Origin of the sequence: Gluconacetobacter tumulicola, from assembly GCF_014174215.1 — a bacterium.
GTDB lineage: Bacteria > Pseudomonadota > Alphaproteobacteria > Acetobacterales > Acetobacteraceae > Gluconacetobacter > Gluconacetobacter tumulicola.
This window is the reverse complement of record NZ_JABEQL010000008.1, coordinates 24,492-51,060: the sequence shown is the minus strand read 5'-3', so window position 1 is coordinate 51,060 and position 26,569 is coordinate 24,492. Positions and strand designations below refer to the sequence as shown.

Below are 26,569 nucleotides of genomic sequence, written 5' to 3'. Positions count from 1 at the left end.
TCAGGGCAGCCCGTCTTATGTCGCGACTTCGCATGCATGCCGAACACCATGCCATCGAGAAACTGGGGTGGCTGCGGGCCGCCGTCCTGGGCGCCAATGACGGCACATTATCGACCGGCAGCCTGATCGTGGGCGTCGCCAGTTCTCATGCGTCACGCGGCAGCATCCTGGTCGCGGGCCTGTCGGCGCTTGTGGCCGGGGCCCTGTCCATGGCCGCCGGCGAATATGTCTCGGTCAGTTCCCAGGCGGATTCGGAGCACGCGGACCTCGCCCGCGAAAAGCGCGAACTGGCCACCGACTGGGGTGGCGAGGTCAACGAACTGACCGGAATCTACCGCAAACGGGGGCTGGACGAGGCCCTGGCCCGCCAGGTGGCGGTCGAACTCATGAAGCATGACGCGCTCGCCGCACATGCCCGTGACGAACTCGGGCTCTCCGATGCCACGGCAGCCCGGCCCTTCCAGGCGGCACTCGCCTCGGCCTCGGCCTTTTCCTCCGGCGCCCTCCTGCCGGTCCTGACGGCGGTCCTGACGCCGGAACCCTATGTGTCCTGGGCCGTATCCGCCATCTCCGTCCTGGCACTCGCCGGTCTCGGAGCCGTCGGCGCGGTGGCAGGCGGGGCCCGGCCGCTGCGCCCCACGCTTCGGGTCACGTTCTGGGGGCTGATCGCGATGATCGTCACCGGCGGTATCGGGCAGATCTTCGGTGTGTAGCGCGTCCCCGCGCAACACCATCTTCCATCATGCGGACTAGCATGCCGTCCGATCGCCCGCCGACCAGCGCGGCATTCGAGATCCTGCGCATCTTCCTGCGTCTGGGCTGCACCGCCTTTGGCGGCCCGGTGGCACATCTCGGCTATTTCCGGACGGAATTCGTCGAACGCCGAAAATGGCTGACGGAACAGGCCTATGCGGACCTGGTCGCCCTGTCGCAATTCCTGCCAGGACCGGCATCGAGCCAGACGGGCTTCGGGATCGGCCTCATACGGGGCGGCCTGGCCGGCGGCATTGCGGCCTGGATCGGCTTCACCCTTCCCTCGGCGGCCCTGCTGGTCGCCTTCGCATACGGCGCGGGCGGCATCGCGGCGACGGGTCCGGGGGCCGGCATGCTCCATGGCCTCAAGCTCGTGGCGGTGGCAATCGTCGCGCAGGCCGTGCTGGGCATGGCCCGAAGCCTGTGCCCGGACCGCCCGCGCGCCACGATCGCCACGGCCACATTGGTGACGATGCTGCTCGCGCCAGGCTCCCTCTTCCAGATCGGCACCATCATCGCCGGCGGCGTGGCCGGCTGGTTCCTGTGCCGGGGGCCCGATGCCTTACCGGCGGACACGCTGCTCCTGCCCCTGTCACGGCGCGCGGGCATGGGCTGCATGGCGGTTTTCCTGGGGCTTCTGGCCTTCGCATTCATCCCCATGCTTCCCGGCCCCGTCGCCCTGTTCGATGCCTTCTACCGATCGGGCGCCCTGGTCTTCGGCGGCGGCCACGTCGTGCTGCCGCTGCTGCGCGATGCGGTCGTCACGCCCGGATGGGTGTCGGACAACGCATTCCTGGCCGGGTACGGCGCCGCACAGGCCGTCCCCGGCCCCCTCTTCACCTTCGCGGCCTATCTCGGCACGATCGCGGGCCTACCGCCGGGCGGCTTGGCCGGCGCGGCCATCGCGACAGGCGCCATCTTCCTGCCCGGCATTCTCTGCCTGCTGGGCGCCCTGCCCTTCTGGCACGATCTGCGCGGCCGGCCGGGGGCCCAGGCCGCCATGCGGGGCACCAACGCCGCCGTCGTCGGGCTGCTGGGTGCGGCGCTCTACAACCCGGTCTGGACCAGCGCCGTACATGGGGCAGCGGATTGCGCGGTTGTCGTCACAGCCTTCGTCCTCCTCCTGGTCTGGCGCGCGCCACCGCTTCTCGTCGTGCTGCTTTCGGCCCTGACCGGCGCGGTCATGCCTCCTCCCGCCTGAGACGACACCTCGCCGCTCCGGTCCCTCATCACGCCTTCGCGGCATCGAACCGCTTCCAGAACATTCCGAAACCGGTAATATATCGTGGCGCCCAACCCGTCACGATATCGCGCGCGGCTCGCCAGCCCCGGCCCAACGGAACAGAAGGGAGAGACGTATCGATGGAACGGAATGCCAGCCGCACCAGGAGAAACGTTCTGATCGGGGCCGCCTGTGCCGGCAATTTCCTCGAATTCTACAATTTCATGGCCTACGCGTTCTTCGCGCCCATGATCGGCCATGCATTCTTTCCCAGTGGCAGCAACAATCTGATGAACCTGCTCTACGCGCTGATGACATTCGCCGTCGGGTTCATCATGCGGCCACTGGGCGCCGTCGTGATCGGGCGCTTTGCCAGCACCCACGGGCAGCATGCGGCCCTGATGCTGACATTCGGCATGATGGGATTCGGCTCGTTCCTGGTCGCCGCCACACCGCCGGCGACATCCATCGGCATCACGGCGCCTGTCATCATCGTTTTCGCCCGGATGCTCCAGGGTTTTTCCGATGGCGGCGAGGTCGGACCGGCGACCGAACTGCTCTATTCTGCCGCACCCGGCGGCCTCGGCGGCGTCTTCGGCACGCTCCAGTACATGACACAGTTGCTCGGCAGCCTGCTCGCCGTCCTGCTGGGCCTCATCCTATCCCTCAGCATGTCGCACGATGCCCTCTTTTCCTGGGGCTGGCGGGTGCCCTTCCTCTTCGGCCTCGTCATCGTTCCAGCGGGCCTGTTCCTCCGCCGCCTTGCCGCCGGCCACGCCATTGCACCCCACCCCGCAATGGCGCCCTCGCCCGAGGAACGGCTCGCGGTCCGCAAGGTCATTCTGTTCGTATTCCTCGCCCTCGTCAGCGGAACCGTCTCCACCTATCTCCGCACCTTCGGCCTCAGCTACGCGGTGTCGGTACTGCATCTTTCGCCGGCAACGGGAATGGCCGCCATGACGGCCGGCCTGACCTTCGGCGCGCTGAGCGTCCTTGCCAGCATGTTTTTCGTCGCCCGCCATCCGAACCCGGCCGGCACGGTGATCGGCGTCACCCTTCTGATGGGCGCTCTGTCACCAATCGTCTATTATTATGCCATCCACGATCCCGGCCTCGGCAGCCAGTTGGCGCTGAACATTTCCATGTTCGCGCTTTCAGGATTCGTGATGACCAGCATGTGGAAGGTCCTGCTGGATTCCCTCCCGCCGCACAGCCGCTCCTTTCTGTTCGGGGTCATCTACGCGACTGCCGTGTCCGTATTCGGCGGCCTGACGCAGCCCGTCGTCACCTGTCTGATCGCCATTACCGGCAATCCGCTGATCCCCGGCTGGATGATGGCGGCAACGGCCATTCTGGGGCTTTTCAGCTATCTTCGCCTACGCGCCCTGCAATTTCAGAAGACAGCCTTCAATCCGCCTGCGATCGGCATCCGGGAAAGCCGAGCCCCCTCATAAAAATCCCTACGATATCGCAATCCTCATCGATCAACGCATCGCCAGCATTCCAGCGCGGCCCGCAGCGCGGCAATTGAAGCCTGCCACGCACACGCGGGCACCTCAGGACCATCCTGCCTGAACTGCTCCAGCGACGGATACCAGCGACTGGTCCCGTTCCCCCAGCGCGGCGCCTCCGCCCGGTCGAACGCGGCGGACCAGCGCCAGTCGCCGCCGAAACGGTTCAGCAGCCAGACTGGCCGCCCCATCGCCCCGGCCAGATGGGCCATCGCGGTATCGACCGTGATTACCAGATCCAGCCCGGCAACGACCCGCGCGGTGTCCAGCCAGTCGCCCGTGGCAGCGGGTTCCATAGCGAAGGGCGGATCACCCGCCGCCGCCCCATGCTGCAGACTGACGAAGCACACCCCCCCGACATCGCCCAGCAACGCGAGCATCTGCGGCGGGATCGACCGCCTGCGATCGAACCGAAACGCCGGATTGCCTGCCCAGCACAGCCCGACCCGTGGCGCCCCCACCCGAGCACCTTCGGGCACGGGCGGCAGCAGATAGGGCACAAAGGGCGGCACCTCCGCCATCCCCAGCAGATGCGGCAGGCTGAGCAACCCGCAGCGCACCACCACATCGTCCGGCACTGGTGTCCCATCCGGCAGCACCACACAGCGCGACGCAATCAGCCCCTCCGGGTCGGGCATCGTCCGCACCAGCCGATGCAGCGCGGGCGGCAGATCCACCACCACCCCCACCCGCCGCAGACAAGAGGGCAGATAGCGCAGGAACTGGATCGCATCGCCCACCCCCTGTTCCACATGCAGCAGCAGGCGCCCATGAGGCAGCGCCGATCCATCCCACGGCGCAAGCGCCGGCCAGCGCATCTCGGGCAACAGGCGCTCCCTCGCTTCCAGATGGCGCCACCCCTCCGCCATCCTGCCCCGCGCCAGCAGCAGCGTGCCCAGATTGAATTCCGCCCGCGCGCCCTCCGCGCCCCGTGCCGCCTCCGGCTCGGCCAGCACGCCGCGCAGCAGGCGCTCGGCGGCCGCAACCTCGCCCATGTCGGTCAGGATGGTCGCATCATTGACGACGATCCGCACATCAGCCGGCGCACATCGCCGCGCTGCCGCCAGCGCCTCACCCGCCCTCGGCAGATGGCCCAGCGCCATCAGCACCAGCCCCAGATTGTTCAGCGTCTCCGGCACATCCGGCGCCAGCCTGTCGGCCTGCTCCAGCGCCGCCAGCGCCTCTTCATGCCGGTTCAGCGCAAACAGAACGGCCCCATGATTGGCCCAGGCCGCCCCCTGGTCCGGGCACAGATCCCGCACCAGCCGATAGAGGATCTCCGCCTCCCCATGCCGCCCCCGCTCGGACAGCAGCACGGCCAGCTCATGCAGCCGCCCGGCATCCTGTGCGACAAACCGCCTCGCCGACGCCTCCAGCCGGGGCCAAATCCCCACGCCATCCCCCATGATCGCGGCACGCGCCCAGTCCAGCAGCAGCGCGGTGTCGGCAGGGCGCAGCCCCAGCGCGGCACGCAGGCTCGCTTCGGCCTCCCCCCACCGCCCCATCTCCCCCAGCACCGCCGCCAGCGCCGCATGGCCACGCGCATCACGCGGCTCGCGCAGGGTCGCGACATGCAGGGCCGCGCGCGCCGGCTCCTGATGTCCCCCCTCCCACAGCGCGCAGCCCAGCGTGATATGAAAATGCGCGGCCGGCAGGATCGCGATCGCCCGCCCCGCCAGCCCGATCGCCAGGTCCGGCCGGCCGGACGCACGGGCAACGCAGGCCATGCCATGCAAAATATCGGGGTCGTCCGGCGCCTCGGCCAGCGCCGCGCGCAGCACCGACGTGGCGCCATCACGGTCGCCATCCGCCAGCAGCCTCATCGCTCCGGCCACCCTGTCCCGTCGTCCGTCCATTCCATTCGTCCCGGTTGCATCCGCCGCCCGCCATCGCCCACACTGCGGCAGCCCGTCCCATTCGCAAGAAGAGAGACCATGCCACAAAGCGCTTACCAGGCTCTGACCAGCCATTTCGCCCGCATCGGGCGCATCCGCAATGCGCTGGGCATCCTGGGATGGGACAAGGATGTCATGATGCCCTCCGGCGCCGCCGACAGCCGCGCCGACAGCATCGCCACCCTCAGCGTCCTGTGCCACGACATGCTGACCGACCCGCGCGTCGGCGAATTGCTGGAGCGGGCGGAAGCCCCCGCCGGCACGTGGGAGGCGGCGAACCTGCATGAAATGCGGCGCGCCTGGCTGCACGCCGCATCGGTGCCCGCCGAACTGGTCGAAGCCTCCTCCCGCGCCGCATCGCGGTGCGAGGTCGCATGGCGCACGGCCCGGCGCGACGGCGATTTCGCCGCCCTGCTGCCCCTGCTGTCCGACGTGCTGGAGCGCACGCGCGAACTGGCCATCGTCAAGGGCGCGGCGCTGGGCCTCTCGCCCTACGACGCCTTGCTGGACCAGTACGATCCCGGCACCCGCCGCACCGATATCGACCCCGTCTTCGCCGAATTGCGGCGCGACCTCCCCGGCCTGATCGCCGAGGCCCAGGCCCACCAGGCCACCCTGCCGCCGATCGTGACCCCGGCCGGCCCCTTCCCCGTCGCGCAGCAGGAGGCCCTGGGCCGGCGGATCATGACCGCGCTGGGCTTCGACATGTCTCGCGGCCGGCTGGATGTCAGCATCCATCCCTTCTGCGGCGGGGCCGAGGACGATGTGCGCATCACCACCCGCTATGACGATTCCGATTTCCTCTCCGCCCTGATGGGCGTGGTGCATGAGACCGGGCACGCGCTCTACGAACAGGGCCTGCCGGCGGCGTGGCACACCCTGCCCGTCGGCCAGTCCCGGGGCATGAGCCTGCATGAAAGCCAGTCGCTGCTGATGGAAATGCAGATCGCGCGCTCCCGCCCCTTCATCGACTGGATCGCCCCCCTGCTGCGCGAGACGTTCGGCGCGGCCGGGACCGACGCCGGCTGGTCGGCCGACGCGCTGTATCGCACGGTCACCCAGGTCAAGCCCGGCTTCATCCGCGTCGACGCCGACGAAATCACCTACCCCGCCCATGTGCTGGTCCGCTACGAGCTGGAAACCGCGCTGATCGACGGCTCGCTGGCGCTGCGCGACCTGCCGGACGCCTTCAATGCCGGCATCCGCGACCTGCTGGGGCTGGAGGTGCCGAACGACCGGCTGGGCTGCCTGCAGGATATCCACTGGCCCTCGGGCGCCTGGGGCTATTTCCCCACCTACACACTGGGCGCCATCCTCGCCGCCCAACTGCGCCAGGCGGCGTTCGACGCCGACCCCGCCATCGCGCAGGGCATCGCACGCGGCGACTTCGCCCCGCTGGTCGCCTGGCTGCGCCTCCATGTGCATGGACAGGCCAGCCGCCTGTCCACCGCCGGCATCGTGGCCGCCGCCACCGGCGCACCGCCTTCGACCGACGCCTACCGCACCCATCTACGCGAACGCTATTGCGGCGCCACCCCACAATGAAAACGCCCCACGACCAGGGCGCCGCCCTGGACCCGGAAGGGAACAGTCGTCCCCTTCACCCCTATGCGCTGAGACAGCTTTCCGCGTCGAAGGGATGTCGGCTTTGGCGGGAAGGACGACGGCCCGGTTTCGGGCGGGAAACGCGAATACCGGACATTCATAGCGGCAGGCCGATTGTACGGTGTTGACCCGCCTCACGCCTGTCGCCGGCCGTGGAAAACATCTGGCGCTAACAGACCAACTCCGAAATACCTCACGTGGAGGTCTGCCTTATGACACTCGGATTTCGAACAACGTCTCGAAACGCTCGCCGTAGCCAACGATCCGCTGGGTAAGAGAAAAACCGATCGACGCTATAGCCAATGAGCCACGACAGGCCGAGGGTGATCGGAAACGCGACCCAGGAAGATGTAAAAGGAAGACCTGAAGCACCGTATACCCACATGATAAAGAAGACCGCGAACATATGCGTCAAATACACTTCATAGCTCATCATACCAAATGACCTGACCCATGCTGATGAGCGTCCTGCCAGCCTGCGGCCCCAGCCATGGGAGAACGCAATCAGGGCACCGGCCGTGCCCCCTGTTACGAAAATCATGAGATAATCGGCCGTTAGAACTGACGAAACAGATGATACCACGACTGCTGTCGTCAGTACTGTCGTACCAACCCAGCCAACAAGGGCGGGGCGAGTGCGTAGATGTGGAGCTACGATCGCCGCTGCAACACCAGCCGAAATCGCCGCCATACCGGGCGTATATGCTTTATGACGCCAGATGGTTGGTGATGCTGCCATGAGAAACATGATGAGCGGTAAGGAGCAGGCAAAGAGGCTGAATGCCGCGAACTGAACCTTTTCAGACCGGGAGAGCAGCAAACAGAATAGTGGGAATGCTATATAAAATGCCTCTTCGATGGACAGGGACCAAAGGACATCCCAATTTGCCGGGAGGTATCCTGTCAGACATTCATACCAGTTTAGATGAATACCCAATGCAGAGAATGCCGCCCCTCCCAACGACTGGCTTGGGTTGTTAATCGCAAAGTTATCGACCCTTACATATCCCAGTATTGTTAAAATAATTACTAACAGGAACAAACACGGGGCAATGCGGGCGAACCTACGACTGTAGAATTCGGCAAGGTTGATACTTCTTAATCCGTTCTCTCTTTTTGTAATGTTTGAGGTGATCAAGAATCCAGAAATAACAAAGAATATAAATACGCTACCGTGTCCTTGGTGCGCCAAAATATTGAGAATCAATGCCGGGATTACATTCGATATACTTGTCTTGTAGAGCGGATATCTTATTGATAGATGATTGACAATAACTAATATTATAGAAATGCCTCGTAGGGCATCAATGCCGGGATTTCTTTCTCCGCCCTTAATTACATTGGGTGACACGTTGATTTCCCGCTCTGTTCCAACAAAAAAACCAATACGATCTAGGAATGAGAAATGCGGTTAATCTATGTCTGCGCAACGCATATCGTTTCAATTTTGAAGGATAAGACGACCGCTCTCACGTGATCAAATCGCTGAGGCGAGCGGCCGATTTGAGGCGGAAGCTGCCGTGAGGCGGCCGGCTCCTTAGTCGAAATTTTTCTCACGCTAGGTCCGTGTGTGTCGCGGCCTTGCCATCTCGAGCAACCTGTTCAATGACAGCATCCATGTCGTCGCCCGGGCGGTAAAGCGCAAACTGTGATTGCACGAAGCTGCGATTGCAGCGACCCTGCCGGAGGCGTCAGTGCGTTCCTGACGCGGCCCGAGCCGGACCCCACCCGATGACCAAACCCGCGCGCCCCGATCAGACGGGTGCGTCGCAGCCGCGTGTCAGAAGCGGCGTGGGTTGTGGCTGCCCCTCGTAATAATCGGCCTCGCGCAGGAATCCGCGGAGATCGAGACCATCGATAACGAGCGAGCCGCTGTCAGGATAGGTGCAGACGTCCGCGGGCGGCTCGGCGCCGATCGCGAGATAGACCAAGTCGCCCGTGCTGTCCGGGGTCGCGGGGTTGGCGATCTGATGGGCGATGCCCGTATCGGCTGGACAGGAAATGCAGTCTCCCGGGCGGATCTCATGCACGCGATCGCCGTAGCGGAATAGACCTTGCCCTTCGAGCACGACGAAGATCTCGTCGGCCTGAAGGTGCGTGTGCGCCGGGCACGCGCTGTGGCCTGGGGGCACCCGCACGGCGCCCATGCCGAGACGGCCCATCCCGAAACGCCCCGGCCCCGCATCCCTCATCGCAGGCGTCAGCGCGCGCCGGAAATGCGTCCAGGCGGCGGGCACGTCTGCCGCGATTTCCGGCGCCGTGTGCATGTTGACGATCGTAGGCGCCTTCTCGGTCATGTCGTCCTCTCGTATCCGCGCCAGACAGGCACGAGTCGTTCTTCCGGCATGCGCGCCGCAATCACCACTTTTGATGTCTGCAATCGGCAATGCAAGTCGCCGCGCCCTGTACCGGGGATGAAGGCGAACCCAGACACGCATCCTTCCCCCTTCCTGGCGTCGGGCGGGTGATAACGTGTTTCAAAAGGGCAAAAGCACGCCCTGCCTATTTCCCAGACGATACGCGACAGAACCGCGCACCACTGGACCATAGATCCGGGTGTTGTATTCGGCAGGCCACCCGACATAGAAGGCCGCCTTTTAGCATGATACAAGGGCTCCCGTGACCTGCCAACGGAGCAGCGTTGCGATGCGCGACAAACCGGAGTTTCCCAGGATGTCCAAAAGCTTGCACGCAATCTGACGTTCAGTCTTGAATGGCCGGCGTGGGTGCGACGCGGTCGTATGGTGTTCGACGTGGCGCTCCCCTGGCAAACTTGGTCCATGGCTCTTCTCGCCACTCTCGCGCAAAGGTTGCATCATCGAAATCCGGGACTGAACGACGCACCCACCCAGCCACGCCCGCATGGCCCCGCAAGGACAGGCCAACGTCAATGACACCATGGCCGCCATGCCGCCCCGGCCGGTTGCCTTCGGCGGCCGATCGTGGCGACATGGCGCCGATGTTCCGCACCCGCCCCTTCCCGTCCCGTGCGATGCCGGCCGCGCTGGCCGTGTCGATCCTGTCCGCCGCTGTCCCGGCCCTCGCCGCGAAGCCCGCGCCGCCGCTCGATCCTTCGGCGCCCATGGTCGTGGCCGCCGAATCGACCACACAGGTCTGGACCGCCCTGGCGGTCCTGCCCGACGGCCGCATGATCCTGGTTTCCCCCGCCTGGACCGGCGCGCCCGGCCCCACGCTCGCCCTGCGCGACACCGACGGCACACTCCATCCCTATCCCGATGCCGGCTGGAACGCCCCCGCCACTCCACCCGAAAAACGCCTAGTGTCGGTGGAAAGCCTCCAACTGACCGATGACGGCACGCTCTGGGTGCTCGACAGCGGCATCGACAGCGGCAACCACGCCGTCACTCCGGCCAAACTGGTGCGGATCGACACCAAAACCGCATCCGTAACCCAAACCTGGACGATCGACCCGACAGTCCTACGCTCCGGCAGCCACGTCGCGGGCGTCCGGGTCGGCAAGGGCCACGCCTTCATCCTCGATTCCGGCGTGCCCGGCCTGATCGTGATCGATCTGGACCACGGCACCCAGCGGCGCCTGCTGGACCATCACCCGTCACTGACCGCCCAGCGCCCGATCACGGTGGATGGGCACGTGATGCAGGATACGACCGGCCACGCCGCGATCGTCCATGCGAGCGAAATCGAAATCAGCCCCGACGGGCAATGGCTGTACTACCAGCCTCCCTGCGGCCCGCTCTACCGGCTCGGCACCGACCTGCTGACCGACACCACCATCACCAGCTTCGAACTCGATGACAGCCCGACGCTCTGGTACAAGACACCACCGCTGGGCGGCATGACGGTCGCCCGCGACGGCACGCTGTATTTCGACGACATCTCGACCGGCAGCATCTTCCGCTTCACCGCCGGGCGCATCTACCAGCGCATCGTCGTCGACCCGCGCCTCCGCTGGCCGGCCACCCCCGCCATCACCGCAGACGGGCAGCTCTATGTCCCCACCGCGCAGCTCGACCGCACGCCGCGCTTCAATCACGGGCAGATGGCGGTGCAATGGCCGCTGACGATCTACCGCATCGACACCGCCGCCCTTCCGGCACCCGTACGCTGACGCACCCCCTTCGCGTGGCGCCCGCTTGGCGGTATGAAGGGGCCATGCGCTACGTTTCGACCCGGGGACAGGCCCCCGTCCGCGATTTCTCCTCGGTTCTCATGGCCGGTCTCGCCGAGGATGGCGGCCTCTATCTGCCGGAAAGCTGGCCGGTCCTGACCGCCGATGAATGGCGGGCTCTGCGCGGCCTGCCCTATCCCGACCTGGCGGCACGGATCATCGCGCCCTTCACCGCGGGCTGCATCGCGCCCGACGTGCTGCTGCGCCTGTGCCGTGAATCCTATGCCGGGTTCGACCACGCCGCCATCGTGCCGCTGGTCCAGGTCGAGGACGGGCTGTTCGTCCAGGAACTGTTCCACGGCCCGACGCTCGCCTTCAAGGACATGGCGATGCAGCTCCTGGGCCGCCTGTTCGACCATGTGCTGACCGAACGCGACGCACACGTCACCATCGTGGGCGCCACCTCGGGCGATACCGGCTCGGCCGCGATCGAGGCCGTCCGTGGGCGCGAACGCGTGCGAATCGTCATCCTCCACCCCGAGGGGCGCACGTCGGACGTCCAGCGCCGGCAGATGACGACGGTGCTGGAACCCAACGTGACCAACCTGGCAGTCCAGGGCACGTTCGACGACTGCCAGGACCTGGTGAAGGCCATGTTCGCCGATGCCCCCTTCCGGCAGGAAATGGCCCTCTCGGCGGTCAATTCGATCAACTGGGCGCGCATCGCGGCCCAGATCCCCTATTACGTCTACGCCGCCCTTTCCCTCGGCGCGTCCGACCGCGAAGTGTCGTTCGCCGTGCCGACCGGCAATTTCGGCAATATCCTCGCCGCCTGGGCCGCGCGCCGCATGGGCCTGCCGGTCCGCGCGCTCTGCGTGGGCTCCAACCGCAACGACATCCTGACCCGCTTCCTGCGCGACAATGACATGAGCGCGCGCGAGGTGGTGCCCAGCCTGTCGCCGTCGATGGACATCCAGGTGTCGTCGAATTTCGAGCGCCTGCTGTTCGAACTGCTGAACCGCGACGCCGAAGCCTGCGCGCGGATCGTCACCGACTTCCGCCGCACGGGCCGCATGAGCGTCCCCGATCCGGTCTGGCGCCAGGCATCGGGCCTGTTCCACGCCCTGGCCCTTGAAGACGAGGACACGAAGACCGAAATCCGGTCTCTCTACCAGGCCAGCCAGTATCTGGCGGACCCGCACAGCGCGATCGGCATCGCGGCCGGGCGGATGTTCCGCGAGCCCGGCATCCCGATGGTGGCGATGGCAACCGCCCACCCGGCCAAATTCCCCGACGCGATGGCGCAGGCGGTCGGCATCCGGCCCTCCCTTCCGCCACATCTTGCGGATCTGTTCGACCGGCCGGAGCGTTACGACGTTGTGCCCAACCAACTGGACGCGGTGGAAGACCGTGTCCGCGCGGCGGTGATGAAGAACAGCTGACGCCTATACCTTCCCTTTCTTCGGACGCCCGGCCCCGCCGGCCGGACCGTCACGCAGGACCCTGATGACCGACCAGATCAACGTTACCCGCCTCCCCTCCGGCCTGACCGTGGTCACCGAGCGCATGGACCGGGTCGAAACCGTCTCGTTCGGCGCCTATGTCGCCGCCGGCACCTGCCACGAGCACGCCGAGGAAAACGGCGTCTCGCATTTCCTCGAACATATGGCCTTCAAGGGCACCGAACGCCGCAGCGCCGCCGGCATCGCCGAGGAAATCGAGAATGTGGGCGGCCATATCAACGCCTACACCGCGCGCGAGCACACCGCCTATTACGTCAAGCTGCTGAAGGAAGACCTGGCCCTGGGCGCCGACATCATCGGCGACATCCTCACCCACAGCAGCTTCGCCCCCGATGAAGTCGAACGCGAGCGCGGCGTGATCCTGCAGGAAATCGGGCAGGCCAACGACACGCCGGACGACATCATCTTCGATCATTTCCAGGAAACCGCCTTCCCCGAGCAGCCGATGGGCCGCCCCACGCTGGGCACCGAGGCGCTGATCCGCGACATGAGCCGCGAGACCCTGATGCGCTACATGCGCGGCCATTACACGACGGCGAATACCGTGGTCGCGGCGGCCGGCAACCTGCGTCATGAAGATGTGGTGGCCCTGGCCGAACGCCATTTCCGCGACCTGCCGACACTGGGCAGCCCCGCCAGCTTCGACTCCCGCTACGCGGGCGGCGAATTCCGGCGCGAGAAGGATCTCGACCAGGCCCATGTCGTGCTGGGCTTCCCCTCGGTCGGCTATGGCGATCCGGATTATTATCCGGTCCTGCTGCTCTCCACCCTGCTGGGCGGCGGTATGTCGTCGCGCCTGTTCCAGGAAATCCGCGAGAAGCGCGGGCTGGTCTATTCGGTCTATTCCTTCAACGCCCCGTTCCGCGACGGCGGCCTGTTCGGCATCTATGCCGGCACCGGCGCCGACCAGGCCAGCGAACTGGTGCCCGTCACGCTGGAGGAACTGCGCAAGGTGCAGCTCCAGGTCGAGCAGGACGAACTGGACCGCGCCCGGGCACAGCTCAAATCCTCGCTCCTGATGTCGCTGGAAAGCACCGGCAGCCGGTGCGAGCAGCTGGCCCGCCAGCTCCAGGTCTTCGGCCGCCTGGTGCCCACGGCCGAGACGGTGGCCCAGGTCAACAAGGTGACGATCGACGACGTCAAGCGCGTTGCCGCCCGCCTGTTCCGCGGCACGCCCACGCTGGCGTCGCTGGGGCCGGTGCACAACATCCCCACCCTGGGCTCGATCGCCGAGGCACTGGCGGCATGAGCACCGACCCGCTCGACCTGATCGGCACCCTGATCGGCAAGGCCCGCGCCGCCGGCGCCGACGCGGTAGACGCGGCCTATTCGGCGCGCACGGCGCACGGCGTGCAGATCCGCAACGGCAAGACCGAGGATCTGGAACGGTCGGAGACCTGCGACCTGAGCCTGCGCGTCTTCCTCGGCCGGCAATCGGCGTCCGTCTCAGCCACCAGCCTCGACCCCGCCCGCTTCGACGCGCTGGTCGAACAGGCGCTGGCCATGGCGCGCGTCCTGCCCGAGGACCCCTATGCCGGCCTGTCGCCCCAGGCCGAACAGGGCTTCCTCGATGCCGCCGGCCTGGACCTGCTGGACACGGCACGCCCCGACACGGCGGTGCTGATGGAGCGCGCTCGCGCGGCCGAGGACGCGGCACTGGCGGTATCGGGCGTGACCAACAGCAGCGGCGGTTCAGCCAGTTTCGGCCTGGCGGATATCGTGCTGATGACCTCGGCGGGTTTTTCCGGCCGCTACGCCCGCAGCAGCCACTCCGTCTCCGTCAGCGTGCTGGCCGGCCAGGGCACCGGCATGCAACGGGATTACGATTACGATGCCACCGTGCATCTCTCCGACCTGGCGGATGCCGGCACGATCGGACGCAGCGCCGGCGAAAAGGCGGTGGCGCGCCTGAACCCCGGCCGCCCGCGCACGGGCAGCATGCATGTGGTCTTCGACCCGCGCGTGTCGTCCAGCCTGCTGGGCCACCTGGCCGGGGCCGTCAACGGCAGCGCCATCGCACGCGGCACCTCGTTCCTCAAGGAGAAGATGGGCCAGCGGATCATGCCGCAGGGCATCGATATTCTCGACAACCCGACGCGGGGACGCGGCCTGTCCGCCCGCCCGTTCGACGGCGAAGGCGTGCGTTGCAGCGAACTGGCCATCGTGCAGGACGGCATGCTGATCAACTGGGCGCTGGATTCCCGCAGCGCCCGGCAACTGGGCCTGCCGGGCAACGGCCGGGCCAGCCGTGGCGGCAGCCCGTCGCTGGGCAGCCTGTATGCCCGCCCCGGCGCCCCGACCCCGGCGGCGCTGATGGCCGACATCCAGGACGGGATCTATGTCACCGAACTGATGGGCTCGGCCATCAACGGCCTGACCGGCGATTACAGCCGGGGGGCCGCCGGCTTCATGATCCGGGGCGGCACACTGGCGGAACCGGTCGCGGAGCTGACCATCGCCGGGAACCTGAACGACATGTTCGCCCGCATGGTCCTGGCGGACGACCTGGTGTTCCGCCACGGCATCAACGCCCCGACCATCCGCATCGACGATATGATGATCGCCGGGTCTTGAACGCAGCCCCGCACGACAGGATATGGACAGAGCAATGACCAACCGACACCAGCCCGTCCACAAGACCCGCCGTTTCACCATCCTGCTGCTGGGCACCGTTCTGGCCGTATCGCCCCTGCTGCCGCACGGCGCCGACGCCCGCCCCGGCAGCGGCTATTCGATGGGCAGCCGGGGGTCGCGCACCTACAGCGCGCCTGCCCCCACCCAGACCGCCCCGTACGGCGCGTCGCCGATGCAGCGTTCGGTTACGCAGCCCTCATCCGGCGGTTCCGTCAACGGCCCGTCCTCCTATCCGCGTTCACCCTACGGCGCACCATACAGCGCGCCCTATGCCGCGCGGCCGCATCCCTTCGCCAGCGGCTTCCTGGGCGGCATGCTGGGCGCCGGCCTGTTCGGGGTGCTGTTCGGCCACGGCATCGCCGGCGGGCTGACCGGCGGCGGCAGCTTCTTCGGCCTGCTGATCCAGCTCCTGCTGCTGGGCCTGCTGATCGGCTGGCTGGTGCGCCGGTTCAGCGGCGGGGCCCGGCAGGGCACCCCCATCGCGGCTTCCCCCGCCTACGGCCAGGGCGGCCCGTCGGCAGCGGCAGCACAGGTGACGATCACCCCGGACAATTACCGTGCCTTCCAGCGCCTGCTGCTCGATATCCAGGCGGCGTGGAGCCAGCAGAACCTGCCGGCCCTCCAGCACATGGCAACGCCGGAGATGGTGGGCTATTTCAACGCCCAGCTTTCCGACCTGGCCAGCCGTGGCGCGCGCAACGTCGTGTCGGACGTGCGCTTCGAACATGGCGACCTGTCCGAGGCATGGAGCGAGAACGGGTTCGACTACGCGACGGTTGCCATGCGCTATTCGATGGTGGACATCACCACCGACATGACCGGCCGCGTCATCGACGGCAGCTCGACCGAACGGGTCACCATCACCGAACTCTGGACCTTCATGCGCCCGTCACGCGGAGGCGCCTGGCTGCTCTCCGCAATCCAGCAGACGCGCTGACAGGCTTTCCCAGGCGGGGACAACCCCGTCTGGCGTCGCGACCGGGAGGAACCCTTTCTCCCGATACGCGACCTATTCACGATCCGCAGATCTTTCGAAATAACGTCGGAATACACGGCGGAACAGGGTCAGGACCGTCATCCATGATCCCGCGCGAGCGCATCTTCCGTCGCACGATCCGTTCTTGACGCGCCCGTTTTTTTGACGAAACGTTACACAGCCCGTTGCATGAAGCACGAGGAGGTGGGCGCGGACGATGACCGACTCCTTCGACGACGTGGCAGCCCTGATCCGGGAAGCGGAAGCCGAACGGGATCGTTTCCTCGACCGTTTTGCCCATCTCTGCGAACAGGCCCTGCCACGCCAGACGACCGTGTCGCGCAGCAAACGCGGGCTTTTCCGCAAGACCGAAACCATCGACGGGCTGGACATCCGCCTGGCCACATATCTGTTCCGCCTGACCCGCGCCGGCGGAGATATCGAGGCCACCATCGTCCACGAGGTCCGCGGCGTGGCCCTCAGCCGCCGAATCGTGCCGCTGCGTGAATGGATCTCCACCCTCATGGGGCAGGCCCGCGCGCTGGGTGGCACCGTCTTCGGCGAAGGCGACGCGTGGCACACGCCACACGCTGGTCCGGATGACATTGCGGCGCTTCCTCGGATTCCTGGGCGGCGGCAGATCCGCGCGCACCACCGGGCCGGCTCCGGCACATGCCATCCCCTTCTCCCCACCCACCGCCAGCGCACAATCGGCCGGCAATGCCTTCGCCCAACTTGATGGCCGGCCGCCCCCGATCGTGCGGCTGGGTTCGATCCGCCAGAGCCTCGCCGGAGGCACAACACGCGCGCTGGGCAGCGTCCATGCCGAAGCATGGTGGAAGACCGGCTTTTCCCTAGGCCAGTCGCATTGGGCGACGGTGCATGAACAGGGCTGGCGCACAGCCATGTTCCGCCTGCGCGCCGCCGCCTTGTCGCGCGGTGCCAATGCCGTGCTGAACCTGCGCTATCGGCTGGCGGGCGGTGGCGGCACGCTGGGCTTCCTGCTGCATGGCGACGCGGTGACGGTTCCGGGCCTCGACTCCAGCGCGGCACTGCCCTGCGTCCCATGGAATGCCACCATTTTCGCCCTTGCCATGCGCGCGGGCCTCGTGCCGATCGGCTTTTCGGTCGGCGCAATCGAAACAGTGGATGTTCCGTTCCACTATGACGCGACACTGGCTCCCTGGGGCGGCGGCGAAACCCCATTGCTGGGTCAGTGGAAACGTCAGGCGCGCGACGCGGCCCTGGCCCGCCTGGCCGACGATCCGTTGCGCGCCTTCTGGACGGGCGCGCTGGCCCATGACGAAATCGTCTCGATTGCGGTGGAAACAAACAACGGGATCATCACCTCCTGCCGCCTGCGCGCCGCAATCACCCAATTAGGCTACCGACGGCTGCCCGGCACATTCCCGCTCATCCCCACCTTCCTGGCCGCGCTCGACGGCCACGCGGCGCGGATGGCGCGTCACCGCCCGCTCTTCGCCGAGATCGAAAACGGGGTGGACGTCGCGGAAGAAGACGCCGACCTCGCCGAGAAGACCGAATTGCTCGACACGGCCGTGGAACTGGCGGGCGAAGAACGTCTGGCCGGCGCGGCCGCGATCATCGGCGCGGCCATCGAAACCGGGGCCGCCGACGCGACCGGCGCCGTCGGCGACCTGCTCGGCAATATCGGCGACCTGTTCAGCTAGGGAAGAAAGACGACAGCGCATGGGCATTTTCGATGGTATGCCGGGCTTTCCCCCGGCCGACGGTCCCGGCCACCCCGCCGCCAGCCCGCCAGGCTGGAACCAGACACCCGCCGCTCCCAATGCCGCGCCTTCCGGCGACGGCCCGTCCGCGACCGCGCCCGCCGGCTTCATGGCGGGCCATGCACGGGGCGGGGTCACCACCTCCGATTTCAGCGTCCGTGAACTGCTGGTGGTCGAACATGCGGGCTTCCGCGCGCTCGGCCTGTGCATGGGCAACAGCATCTGGAAGGTCCAAGCAAATTTCCAGCTCAATAACAGCGCCTACGAACTGACCGACATCACCGGCGCCATGTATGGCGCACGCGAAAAGGCGGTCGAGATCATGCGCGCCGAAGCCGAGGCGCTGGGCGCGGACGGAATCGTCGGCACAAGGCTGGAAATCGCGCAGCTTGCCGATTCCGGCATGCTGGAATTCCGCGCCTTCGGCACCGCCATCGTCCATCAGGACGGGCATTCCGGCTACCGCCGCCCCGACGGGCGCCCCTTCACGTCCGACCTGTCGGGCCAGGATTTCGCCCTGGCGCTCAAGGCCGGCCGCCGGCCGCTGGATCTGGTCATCGGCTGCTGCGTCCAGCATATTCCCCGGCGCAGCCTGCTGACCACGCTGCGCCAGACTGGCCAGTGCGTGGAACTGGACCTGTTCACCCAGGCCTATTACACGGCCCGCGAGGCCGCGATGGAGCGCATGACCGCCCACGCCGCCGCCAGCGGCGCCAACGAGATCATCGGCACCCGCCTGCAGGAGGATTCCCATGTCTGGGGCGACCATATCGTCGAATTCCTGGCAGTCGGAACCGCCATGCTCGACACCGGCCAGCCCGACCCCGATTTCGACATCGCCCCGACCCTGACCCTGTCGATGGATATCTGAAATGCCGCCGGAAAACGACGCCGACAAGGACAAGCCCCTCGACCTCAGCGCCCTGTATGCCGAGGACGAACCCACACCGCCCGCCCTGCCCGCCGAACCATCGGCACCCCCGCCCGCAGCGGCTTCCGAAGGCCCGCTGCACCAGCCGCTGGCCGCCTTCGCCCGGCTGGTCGAACTGGACAGGCTGCCGCCCGACATGGTCGCCGAGGCCCATCGGCGCGCGGACGCGGTGAACTTCCACGATCTCAATACCCTGCTCGAACACGGCACCGGCGCGCTGACCCAGCTTGCCGAGATCGCCGACCGCATGCTGGCCGGCCGCACCCTGGGCCAGTCCGACGCCGTGGGCGATATCGCGGCCTCGGTCCTGGACGGGGTGAAGATCCTGCGCATCGCCGACCTGCGCAAGATCGCCAGCGGCGAGGACGCGCGGCCCGGCGGCCTGCCGGCCCGCATCGGCGGCCTGGTCGGCGGCGCGAAGGACGCGCTGTCCGGCTTCGCCGAAAACCGCAAGCGTTTCACCACCCTGATGGACCAGCAGGAGGCCAGGGCCCGCACCACCATCGCGGACCTCAAGCGCAATATCGAGAATTTCGAATCGATGTACCAGGCCCTGCGGCACGCGGTGCGCGAACTGAACATCGACATCGCCGCCGGCCAACTGGCCCTGGAACGTGGACAGCAGGAGGCCGAGAGCCTGCGCCGGCACGCACTCGCAACCAACGACCCGGTGGACGCCGCCGAGGTCATGGAACTGCGCGGCCGGCTGGCCAATTTCGCAGGGCACCTCGCCGAGCAGCGTGAAGGCCTGATGCGCGCGGCCCTGACCGTGCCGATGCTCAAGAGCACGCGCGAGGCCGCCGAGGCCCGGATCGTGGCGCTGCATTCGGCGCTGACCAAGACCATTCCCAACCTCAAGGCCGCCTGCGCCGTCGCCGTCGGGCAGGTGGACAATCGCCACGCCGCCGCCGCCCGCGACAAGCTCAACGAGGCCGATCGCCAGGTGCTGGGCCTGGTGGCCGACGGCGCGCTGGAAGCCGCGCGTACCACGGCCGCCCAGCGCGGGGTCGATCCACGCCAGATCGAAGCCCTCTCCCAGGCCGCCGACAAGGTGACGCAGGCGCTGGCCGAAATGGCGGAGAACGACCGCCTGGCCGTCGAGCGCACCCGCACGCAGGAAACGCAGTTGCGCCAGTTGCGCGACCGGATCTCGGACGGCATGCGCACGCTCGCCAGCCGCGCCGTGGTGCAGGAATGAGTGCGCCCCTAACAACCGGGCATCTGTCAGGATCTTTTCAATGACCAAACCCACGACAATCATTTTTGTGGCGACCGCGGGAGCGATAGGGGTTGCCGGCGCAACAGCGTTCCTGGTCGACTCCAGCCATCAGGCGGATAACCAGGCCTGCCGTCAGGACGCTCCCGCCGCGCAGGGCCAGCCCACGGCAGCGACCGCCACCCGACCGGCCGATCCGCAGAACCGCAAGCCGGAGGATTGCGATCACCAACAGCACCATTCGTACCATACCTCCGGCGGGGGCGCATTCTTCACCCCGACCAGTAACCGCAGCAGCGATGACGACGACGCACCGCGCGCCGGCCGCACGGGCGGCAGCGGCGAGGCGGAATCGGCGGGCCATGCCGGTTTCGGCGCCAGCGCCGCCGGCCATGGCGGCGGCGGCGAATAACCCTCGTCTCCCCATGCTCCCCGGCATCAGGCGCATCGCGTGCATCCCACGCCCCGACTGGCAAAGCCATGCCGACGCCATCGGCTACACTTATTACCGCAACGATGACGGCAGCTTCGCGTGGCGTGAAGATGCGTATTACGCCATCGCGCCGGCCGCCACCGAGACCCTGCGCCGCGCGGCCGAAAGCCTGCACCGCATGTGCCTCGACCTGGTGGACGACGCCGTCCGCACACGGCGCGGCCTGGACGCGTTCCACATTCCCGAGGCCATGCAGCCGGTGGTGCGCGATTCCTGGGAACGCCGCGATGCCTTCCTGATCGGCCGCTTCGATTTCGCGTGGCAGGACGAGCAGCCGAAACTGATCGAATATAATGCCGATACGCCCGCCACCCTGCCGGAAAGCACGCGCATGCAGACGGCATGGCGGCACGCGACCCATCCCGCCCAAACCGACCGCGCGCTCAGCGAAGCCGCACTGGTCAACCATCTGATGGCGCTCCGCGCCCAGGGCCGCGTGGACGATATCGTCCATGTCGTTCCCTATCCCGACAATCGCGAGGATGCGGTCCACGCCCGCTACTATGCCGACTGGGTGCGACAGGCCGGGCTGGAAGCGGTGCATTGCGAATTGCGCGACCTCGAGATCAGCACCGGCGGACGATTGCTGCATCGCGGCCGCATCATCCGCTCCATGATCCGCATGTATCCGTGGGAACTGATGTTCCGCGATGCGGGCGCCCGCCACCTGCGCCAATGCGGCTGCCGGTTCCTCAACCCGCCCTGGACGGCCCTTCTCTCCAACAAGGCGCTCCTGCCAGCGCTATGGCAGCGCCATCCCGGCCACCCGCTCCTTCTGCCTGCCGCCTGGACGCCCGACGGCATGGAACGCTACGTCGAAAAGCCCATCCACGCGCGCGGCGGCGAGAATGTCCGCATCGTCTCCGGCACGGAAACACTGGCGCTGGAGCCCGGCACCTACGGGGATTATCCCCGCATCTGTCAGCAATACACCGATCATCGCATCGACGGTGTCACCGCCTCCATCGGGGCATGGATCATCGGCAGCCATTTTGCCGGGATCACGGTGCGCGAAAGTGCCGATGCCGTCATCCGCCATGCATCGCCCATCGTGCCCCACCTGCTCGTCCCATAGAAATGGCCGCGCGCGTCGGCTGGGCTGCTACCGCCGATCCGGCAAAGCCGTTGCCTCCGCGCGGGCAGCCGCAAATTCTTCCCGCAGACAGGCAACCAGTTGCGCCGCCGGCATGGATCGCGCCAGCGGTGCCCCCTGCCCGGCCCACTGGGCGCCGAACCCGGTTTCTCCACACGCTTTGGCTGCGGCATTGAGCGCCTTGCCCGCATCGTAGGCCACGGGATAATCCGGCGGAACCGGCACGTCGCCCCCGTCGCCAAGGGCAGTGAAACGGTTCGCCAGCGCCCGCGCCGGCCGGCCGGAAATCAGGCTGGTCAACCGCGTATGAAGGGCCGCCGGCCCCGTCAGCGCCGCGCGATAGGCCGCATCGGCAGCGGATTCAGGACACAGGATAAACGCCGTCCCCATCTGGACGGCAACAGCGCCCAGATCGAGTGCCGCCGCAATGCCCGCACCATCCATGATCCCGCCGGCGGCAATCACCGGGCAGCGACACTGCCGGACCAGCAGGCGGGTCAGCACGAAGGTGCCCAGCGCATCGTCAGGCGCGGCAGGGTCGAACATCCCGCGATGACCGCCGGCCTCGATCCCCTGCGCGATAATCGCGTCCATGCCAGCCTCCTCGGCCGCGCGCGCCTCATCCACGCTGGTCGCGGTGGCCAGCAGCACCGCCCCGGCCGACCGCAGCGCCGCGACGATATCCGCCGGGGGCAACCCGAAATGGAAGCTGATCACCGGCGGCCGAACCACCCGCAGCATGTCCAGCATCTCCGGATCGTCGGCAAAGCTCCTGTAAGGCGCACGCAATCGTGCCGGCGCCGGCATATCGAACGTGGCGAACACGGGTGCAAGCCACGCACGCCACGCCTCCTCCCGCGCCGGATCGCGGCGCTGTGCCGGATGGACGAACAGGTTCACGTTGAACGGACGATCGGTCCGCTCCCGGATTTCCGCGATCATCCGACGCGCCCCGGCCGCATCGGCCGCGCCGACACCGATGGACCCAAGACCGCCGGCATCGGAGACCGAAGCTGCGAGCGCCGGTGTGGAAACCCCAGCCATCGGCGCCTGGATCAGCGGAAAAGCCAGATCGATACGATCGAAACCCGACATGAATCGCGCCCCCGCCACCACCGGACCAGACGGTTACAGTTGACCCGCCCCGTAACCACTTCATAGTGTTTTTCGTTCAATATCAGAAAAACAGGTCCATCCGGGGGCGTCCTGCCCTTCCTAATCCTGAAGGAACAGTATGGCCACCAAGAAACCCGGTCCGCCGCGCACCTCCGCCCCACCACCGGATGCGGGCCACCTGTTTCACGAAATGCAGACTGAAGCAGCCCGCGCGCTTGCCGCCGACCCACAGAATGTCCAGGCCCTCGCGCAGGAAATCGCCTCCACACCGGCCGGCGACGATGCGGACGAGGCACTGTGCACGCTCCTGACGATAACGCTCGACCAGGCCCGCATGGCGCAGGAAGGCGGCCAGCGTTCCGGCAAACGGTGCCTCGATGCCGTATCGCACCATCTGGTCGACCTGTCCCGGAAAGGCCTGGTCACGGTGGGCGGCAACATTGCGATAACCCGATGCTATGTCAGGGCCGGCCTCCCCGTCCCGGCAGGTCTGGCGCCCGGCGAGCAGGCCATCCTGCGGGAAACGTCCTCACTTCTCCCAGGGGACGAAACCAGTCCCGAAGCCGCGTTCGCAAAGATATCCGAGAGCTTCCTGAACGATGTCGGCGACGATCCCTCGATCCTGCATCAGGCATTTGCCGAAATCCTGCCCGGCATCCCCCCTGACGCCAGAACCCTGTTGTGCAAGGTCGCCGCCGCGAATCCCGATACGCGCTTCGAACAACTGGCCTGCGCCTGGCTTCTCGATATGTCCGAACAGGTCCGGAGCGGCGCCCTCGAAGGCCTGACCGATCGCCTGGCCGCCGGCAGACTCAGTCCGCGGGCCCTCGGCCGCCTGGCGGTTCTGAGAAGCTGGATCGTCGACGAACCCGTTCGGCAGCGCGTGGACGCCCTGATCAGGAACGCCATCCGGTCCGGTATTTCCCAGGACAGGGACACCCCGCCATCGCATCGGATCGTAGGATGCGTTTCCAGCCCTATCGACGGCGCGGGCGCGCAAAGCCTCGCGATCGCGCTTCAGAAAGGCCGGGCCCGGGCAATCGCCATGATCCTGCTCAAGCAGGGATTTGGCGTAAAGGACGCCTATGTCGTCCCCTGCGCCAACGTGGCGGAGCAGCGTGGCCTCCTGCAACAGATTTCAGCCCTGGGCGGCAAGGGCGACGTCTCGCTGGACTATATCCAGGCCGCCCTGAGCTTCGCCTTGGCGGAAGGGCGTGAAAATGCCGTCTATCCCGCGCCCGGCCTGGCCGATGTCGCGGAGGCCTGCGCCCTGACGTCTCTTCGCCCGACGCAGGACGCCTCCGTCCAGGCAATGTTGAGCGCGTACGATCCGGAAAACGCCCTTGCCTCCCTCGATCCGGAGGAGCGTGAGACACTCGTTGCCGCGAGCGAGGACTGGCCCCCCTCCTATCCCATGATCGCCCACTGGTTCGAGGATAATGACGACATATTCGACGGAACCGAGGCCACCAGCACGGCCCGCGCGCATGCATTATGGACCTGGCTTGAAACACGTCGGGATTTCTGGGCCTCCATCATCGCCCGGACGGCGCTGCTCCTGAAGGACCAGGGCGATCCTGAGGCACCCTCCTTCGCGATGACCGCACGCGCGATCAGCCAGGGCGACCCGCTCCGGCGCATACCCGTGATGGCGGCGATCATCGACCAGACACTGGAGGCACGGCTTGCCGCCTCGTTCACAATAGACGAAGGCATGCCGGACGGAGTCGACGAAGATATCATGGCCCTTCTCATGAACCTCATGGCACCGCCCCCGCAACCGGCCCGCCGGCCATCCAGCAGCAAACCCGCGCGAAAAGGCGCCCGCCGAAAGCCGAAATGACGTTTCCAGGCAGAACGTCGCCGGAACCCTCTATCGGAAAGAGCAGCTTGATGTCCCAGCCATTTCTTCACGATGCCGCAACCGGACACCGACTTGCCGTCTCCGGCCTGCTCGCCCTTGTCATACTGTCCATCGGCGGCCGGCTGGCGCACGCGGCATCGACCATCGTGCCGGCTTTGGCAGAGGCAAGCCTCGGCGACCGCGCCCGGCTCGATCTCGCCGCCGGCGGGCTGACAGCCTCCATCACGCTGAAACCCTCGACGCAATGCGGCGCCGCCATGGCATGGCAGCCAGCCGATCCCAATCCGTCATCCACCTGCCGCATCGCCACATTGTCCGTCAGGGCCAAGGGGCAGGCACGCCCGGCATCCTTTCCGCTGGCACCTTACGGGCAGGATGCGGGCTTCATGGACCTGAGGGTGAGCATCCAGAGGCTGGATGCCACCTCGGCCGTGCCGCAGATCATGGTCTCGGCCTATACGGGCGGCGCCCATTGCTGCGAGGTCACCTCCATCTTCGGCCGGGGTCCGGACGGGCAATGGGTGCATGCCGACCTTGGCATGCAGGATGGCGGCGGCCCGCCCGCCATCGTCGCGGTGCCGGGGCACGACCCCGTCATCGTGACCTACGATCAGGCTTTTCTATACACCTTCGCCTCGCATGCCGGGTCCTTCACCCCCGTGATCCTCTATCGCTATCACGACGGCGCACTCACCAATGTCAGCGACGATCCGGCCTACCGGTCCTATCTGGTCGAGGATCTGGCGAAGCAGACCCGGCAGTGGGAGTCCTCCGGCCGGTCGGAGCCCAATGGCTATCTGGCCTATTACGTCGCAACCCGGGCCCGCCTCGGCCAGCTTTCCACCGCCTGGGCCCATATGCTGCCGCGTGCGCAGAATTCGACGAAAAGCGGGTTCGGCGTATCGCCATGCAGCCTGAAATCCACCGAGGAAACCGCGAACGGCCGCTATTGCTCCAAGGCCGATCGCATCCCGCTTCCCTTCCCGCAGGGGCTGGCGGCCTTCCTGACCCGCAATGATTATATCTCGGCCGCACAGGCCCGCGCACTCCTGTCCGACCGACCCGCCACGGGCGCCGGTTCCGCGCCGTCCGGGCCATACCATCCCGATTTCCCCTGCGACCCTCCGCCGGCCGGCAACGGCGTGGCCACCATGCTGTGCCAGGACAGCGAGGCCGCACGGCACGAGCTGATGTTCGACCAGGTCTATTACGCATTGCGCCATCAGGTCGGTCAGGACGGATGGAAGGACCTCAGGCAGCAGGTCGTCGCAGACGAAAACATGGCCAACCAATCCTGCGGCCTGCCCGTTCCGGGCGCAGGGGCGCAGACCATCCCACCCAACGGTGCCGCCTGTTACGGCGACGCCATGGACCGTCTGTCGGCCCAATATCGCGTCCGGCTCTCCAGCGCCGCCCTCGCGGAAAGCCAACGTCCGCTGGATCGCCACATCGCGCTCCAGAAAAAACTGGTCGAACTCGGCCTCCTGCCGGCCGATACGGTGGTGGACGGCATCTATGGCGAAGCCACGCGCGCCGCGATCACCGCCTGGCAGCAGGCAGCCCACCGCCCGAGGACCGACGGCTTCCTATCCGATGACGACGCGGCCATTCTGATCCCCCCGCCGCAGGTCGCAACCACCCCGGCAACACCGGCCCCGCCACCACCGATGGCGGCCACGGCCAACGTGCCGTCCCAGCCCGCACCGCAGACGACCCGGGCACAGACACAGACACAGACACAGACACAGGCACAGGGCGGCTCCAGCCTCCCCATCAAACTGGTCTTCGCCATCATCCTCGCAGGCCTGGCGGCCCTGATCGCGATCCGCGTCGGCCGCAAGCGCGGAGGCAATCCGTGACCGACCGCCCGCAGGCCATCCCGCCACAGCCCATCGT

Annotated in this window: 21 protein-coding genes; 17 read left to right on the top strand and 4 right to left on the bottom strand. The window is 66.9% G+C overall.

The features are described 5' to 3' along the window. Window positions 1–17: 17 nt before the first annotated feature. The 3 genes from HLH29_RS07885 to HLH29_RS07875 all read left to right on the top strand — a co-directional run bounded on the left by HLH29_RS07885 (window position 18) and on the right by HLH29_RS07875 (window position 3,429). Window positions 18–713, top strand: a complete 696-nt coding sequence (locus tag HLH29_RS07885) for a VIT1/CCC1 transporter family protein (protein ID WP_182965541.1) — start codon at window positions 18–20, stop codon at window positions 711–713. Window positions 714–754: 41 nt separating this feature from the next. Further along, the gene (chrA, locus tag HLH29_RS07880; protein WP_220791433.1) at window positions 755–1,954 is read left to right on the top strand and encodes a chromate efflux transporter; all 1,200 of its coding nucleotides are present in this window, start codon (window positions 755–757) and stop codon (window positions 1,952–1,954) included. 161 nt (window positions 1,955–2,115) lie between these two features. Further along, a complete protein-coding gene (locus HLH29_RS07875) occupies window positions 2,116–3,429 on the top strand; it encodes an MFS transporter (protein WP_182965536.1) in 1,314 nt (437 codons plus the stop codon). A gap of 23 nt (window positions 3,430–3,452) precedes the next feature. On the opposite strand, the gene HLH29_RS07870 is transcribed toward HLH29_RS07875, so the two are convergent. Next, window positions 3,453–5,342 (bottom strand): tetratricopeptide repeat protein, encoded by a 1,890-nt coding sequence (locus HLH29_RS07870; protein ID WP_182965534.1) that lies wholly within the window; start codon window positions 5,340–5,342, stop codon window positions 3,453–3,455. A 78-nt stretch (window positions 5,343–5,420) separates the two neighbouring features. On the opposite strand from HLH29_RS07870, the gene HLH29_RS07865 reads away from it, so the two are divergent. Further along, complete coding sequence (locus tag HLH29_RS07865) at window positions 5,421–6,926, top strand: carboxypeptidase M32 (RefSeq protein ID WP_182965532.1); 1,506 nt, start codon at window positions 5,421–5,423, stop codon at window positions 6,924–6,926. Window positions 6,927–7,179: 253 nt separating this feature from the next. Here the strand turns inward: HLH29_RS07865 and HLH29_RS07860 are convergent, their stop codons facing one another. After that, on the bottom strand, window positions 7,180–8,337 hold the full coding sequence (locus HLH29_RS07860; RefSeq protein ID WP_182965530.1) for an acyltransferase family protein: 1,158 nt from the start codon (window positions 8,335–8,337) through the stop codon (window positions 7,180–7,182). Between the two features lie 403 nt (window positions 8,338–8,740). Next, window positions 8,741–9,283, bottom strand: coding sequence for a cupin domain-containing protein (locus HLH29_RS07855; RefSeq protein ID WP_182965528.1), 543 nt, complete (start codon window positions 9,281–9,283; stop codon window positions 8,741–8,743). A gap of 593 nt (window positions 9,284–9,876) precedes the next feature. Here HLH29_RS07855 and HLH29_RS07850 point away from each other — a divergent pair. The 11 genes from HLH29_RS07850 to HLH29_RS07800 all read left to right on the top strand — a co-directional run bounded on the left by HLH29_RS07850 (window position 9,877) and on the right by HLH29_RS07800 (window position 21,675). Further along, complete coding sequence (locus HLH29_RS07850; RefSeq protein ID WP_246373994.1) at window positions 9,877–11,076, top strand: major royal jelly family protein; 1,200 nt, start codon at window positions 9,877–9,879, stop codon at window positions 11,074–11,076. A gap of 44 nt (window positions 11,077–11,120) precedes the next feature. After that, window positions 11,121–12,518, top strand: a complete 1,398-nt coding sequence (gene thrC, locus HLH29_RS07845) for a threonine synthase (protein ID WP_182965526.1) — start codon at window positions 11,121–11,123, stop codon at window positions 12,516–12,518. A 64-nt stretch (window positions 12,519–12,582) separates the two neighbouring features. After that, on the top strand, window positions 12,583–13,848 hold the full coding sequence (locus HLH29_RS07840; RefSeq protein ID WP_182965524.1) for a M16 family metallopeptidase: 1,266 nt from the start codon (window positions 12,583–12,585) through the stop codon (window positions 13,846–13,848). After that, window positions 13,845–15,173, top strand: coding sequence for a TldD/PmbA family protein (locus HLH29_RS07835; RefSeq protein WP_182965522.1), 1,329 nt, complete (start codon window positions 13,845–13,847; stop codon window positions 15,171–15,173). The genes HLH29_RS07840 and HLH29_RS07835 overlap by 4 nt, the downstream gene beginning before the upstream one ends. A gap of 34 nt (window positions 15,174–15,207) precedes the next feature. Next, a complete protein-coding gene (locus HLH29_RS07830) occupies window positions 15,208–16,170 on the top strand; it encodes a Tim44 domain-containing protein (RefSeq protein WP_246373992.1) in 963 nt (320 codons plus the stop codon). 256 nt (window positions 16,171–16,426) lie between these two features. Further along, window positions 16,427–16,948 (top strand): hypothetical protein, encoded by a 522-nt coding sequence (locus tag HLH29_RS07825; RefSeq protein WP_182965518.1) that lies wholly within the window; start codon window positions 16,427–16,429, stop codon window positions 16,946–16,948. Between the two features lie 19 nt (window positions 16,949–16,967). Beyond that, window positions 16,968–17,900 carry a hypothetical protein gene (locus tag HLH29_RS07820; protein ID WP_182965516.1) on the top strand — a complete coding sequence of 311 codons (933 nt, stop codon included), beginning with the start codon at window positions 16,968–16,970 and terminating at the stop codon, window positions 17,898–17,900. A 19-nt stretch (window positions 17,901–17,919) separates the two neighbouring features. Continuing rightward, window positions 17,920–18,831, top strand: coding sequence for a heavy metal-binding domain-containing protein (locus tag HLH29_RS07815; protein ID WP_182965514.1), 912 nt, complete (start codon window positions 17,920–17,922; stop codon window positions 18,829–18,831). A gap of 1 nt (window position 18,832) precedes the next feature. Beyond that, window positions 18,833–20,089, top strand: a complete 1,257-nt coding sequence (locus HLH29_RS07810) for a toxic anion resistance protein (RefSeq protein WP_182965512.1) — start codon at window positions 18,833–18,835, stop codon at window positions 20,087–20,089. A gap of 40 nt (window positions 20,090–20,129) precedes the next feature. Next, complete coding sequence (locus HLH29_RS07805; RefSeq protein ID WP_182965510.1) at window positions 20,130–20,519, top strand: hypothetical protein; 390 nt, start codon at window positions 20,130–20,132, stop codon at window positions 20,517–20,519. Then, on the top strand, window positions 20,470–21,675 hold the full coding sequence (locus tag HLH29_RS07800) for a glutathionylspermidine synthase family protein (protein ID WP_246373990.1): 1,206 nt from the start codon (window positions 20,470–20,472) through the stop codon (window positions 21,673–21,675). The genes HLH29_RS07805 and HLH29_RS07800 overlap by 50 nt, the downstream gene beginning before the upstream one ends. 27 nt (window positions 21,676–21,702) lie before the next feature. Here the strand turns inward: HLH29_RS07800 and HLH29_RS07795 are convergent, their stop codons facing one another. After that, window positions 21,703–22,788 carry an NAD(P)H-dependent flavin oxidoreductase gene (locus HLH29_RS07795; protein WP_182965508.1) on the bottom strand — a complete coding sequence of 362 codons (1,086 nt, stop codon included), beginning with the start codon at window positions 22,786–22,788 and terminating at the stop codon, window positions 21,703–21,705. 139 nt (window positions 22,789–22,927) lie between these two features. On the opposite strand from HLH29_RS07795, the gene HLH29_RS07790 reads away from it, so the two are divergent. Together HLH29_RS07790 and HLH29_RS07785 are read left to right on the top strand one after the other, a co-directional pair. Further along, complete coding sequence (locus HLH29_RS07790; RefSeq protein ID WP_182965506.1) at window positions 22,928–24,652, top strand: hypothetical protein; 1,725 nt, start codon at window positions 22,928–22,930, stop codon at window positions 24,650–24,652. A 50-nt stretch (window positions 24,653–24,702) separates the two neighbouring features. Further along, on the top strand, window positions 24,703–26,532 hold the full coding sequence (locus HLH29_RS07785; RefSeq protein ID WP_182965504.1) for a peptidoglycan-binding domain-containing protein: 1,830 nt from the start codon (window positions 24,703–24,705) through the stop codon (window positions 26,530–26,532). The last annotated feature ends 37 nt before the right edge of the window (window positions 26,533–26,569 follow it).

What these genes read in the sequence shown, in the direction of transcription:
- HLH29_RS07835 (WP_182965522.1), top strand. Translation starts at nt 13,845, where the DNA reads ATGAGCACCGACCCGCTCGACCTGATCGGCACCCTGATCGGCAAGGCC.
- HLH29_RS07805 (WP_182965510.1), top strand. Translation starts at nt 20,130, where the DNA reads ATGACCAAACCCACGACAATCATTTTTGTGGCGACCGCGGGAGCGATA.
- HLH29_RS07785 (WP_182965504.1), top strand. Translation starts at nt 24,703, where the DNA reads ATGTCCCAGCCATTTCTTCACGATGCCGCAACCGGACACCGACTTGCC.
- chrA (WP_220791433.1), top strand. Translation starts at nt 755, where the DNA reads ATGCCGTCCGATCGCCCGCCGACCAGCGCGGCATTCGAGATCCTGCGC.
- HLH29_RS07815 (WP_182965514.1), top strand. Translation starts at nt 17,920, where the DNA reads ATGGGCATTTTCGATGGTATGCCGGGCTTTCCCCCGGCCGACGGTCCC.
- HLH29_RS07800 (WP_246373990.1), top strand. Translation starts at nt 20,470, where the DNA reads ATGCCGGTTTCGGCGCCAGCGCCGCCGGCCATGGCGGCGGCGGCGAAT.
- thrC (WP_182965526.1), top strand. Translation starts at nt 11,121, where the DNA reads ATGCGCTACGTTTCGACCCGGGGACAGGCCCCCGTCCGCGATTTCTCC.
- HLH29_RS07870 (WP_182965534.1), bottom strand. Translation starts at nt 5,342, where the DNA reads ATGGACGGACGACGGGACAGGGTGGCCGGAGCGATGAGGCTGCTGGCG.
- HLH29_RS07830 (WP_246373992.1), top strand. Translation starts at nt 15,208, where the DNA reads ATGACCAACCGACACCAGCCCGTCCACAAGACCCGCCGTTTCACCATC.
- HLH29_RS07875 (WP_182965536.1), top strand. Translation starts at nt 2,116, where the DNA reads ATGGAACGGAATGCCAGCCGCACCAGGAGAAACGTTCTGATCGGGGCC.
- HLH29_RS07855 (WP_182965528.1), bottom strand. Translation starts at nt 9,283, where the DNA reads ATGACCGAGAAGGCGCCTACGATCGTCAACATGCACACGGCGCCGGAA.
- HLH29_RS07810 (WP_182965512.1), top strand. Translation starts at nt 18,833, where the DNA reads ATGCCGCCGGAAAACGACGCCGACAAGGACAAGCCCCTCGACCTCAGC.
- HLH29_RS07840 (WP_182965524.1), top strand. Translation starts at nt 12,583, where the DNA reads ATGACCGACCAGATCAACGTTACCCGCCTCCCCTCCGGCCTGACCGTG.
- HLH29_RS07885 (WP_182965541.1), top strand. Translation starts at nt 18, where the DNA reads ATGTCGCGACTTCGCATGCATGCCGAACACCATGCCATCGAGAAACTG.
- HLH29_RS07865 (WP_182965532.1), top strand. Translation starts at nt 5,421, where the DNA reads ATGCCACAAAGCGCTTACCAGGCTCTGACCAGCCATTTCGCCCGCATC.
- HLH29_RS07850 (WP_246373994.1), top strand. Translation starts at nt 9,877, where the DNA reads ATGACACCATGGCCGCCATGCCGCCCCGGCCGGTTGCCTTCGGCGGCC.
- HLH29_RS07790 (WP_182965506.1), top strand. Translation starts at nt 22,928, where the DNA reads ATGGCCACCAAGAAACCCGGTCCGCCGCGCACCTCCGCCCCACCACCG.
- HLH29_RS07825 (WP_182965518.1), top strand. Translation starts at nt 16,427, where the DNA reads ATGACCGACTCCTTCGACGACGTGGCAGCCCTGATCCGGGAAGCGGAA.
- HLH29_RS07795 (WP_182965508.1), bottom strand. Translation starts at nt 22,788, where the DNA reads ATGTCGGGTTTCGATCGTATCGATCTGGCTTTTCCGCTGATCCAGGCG.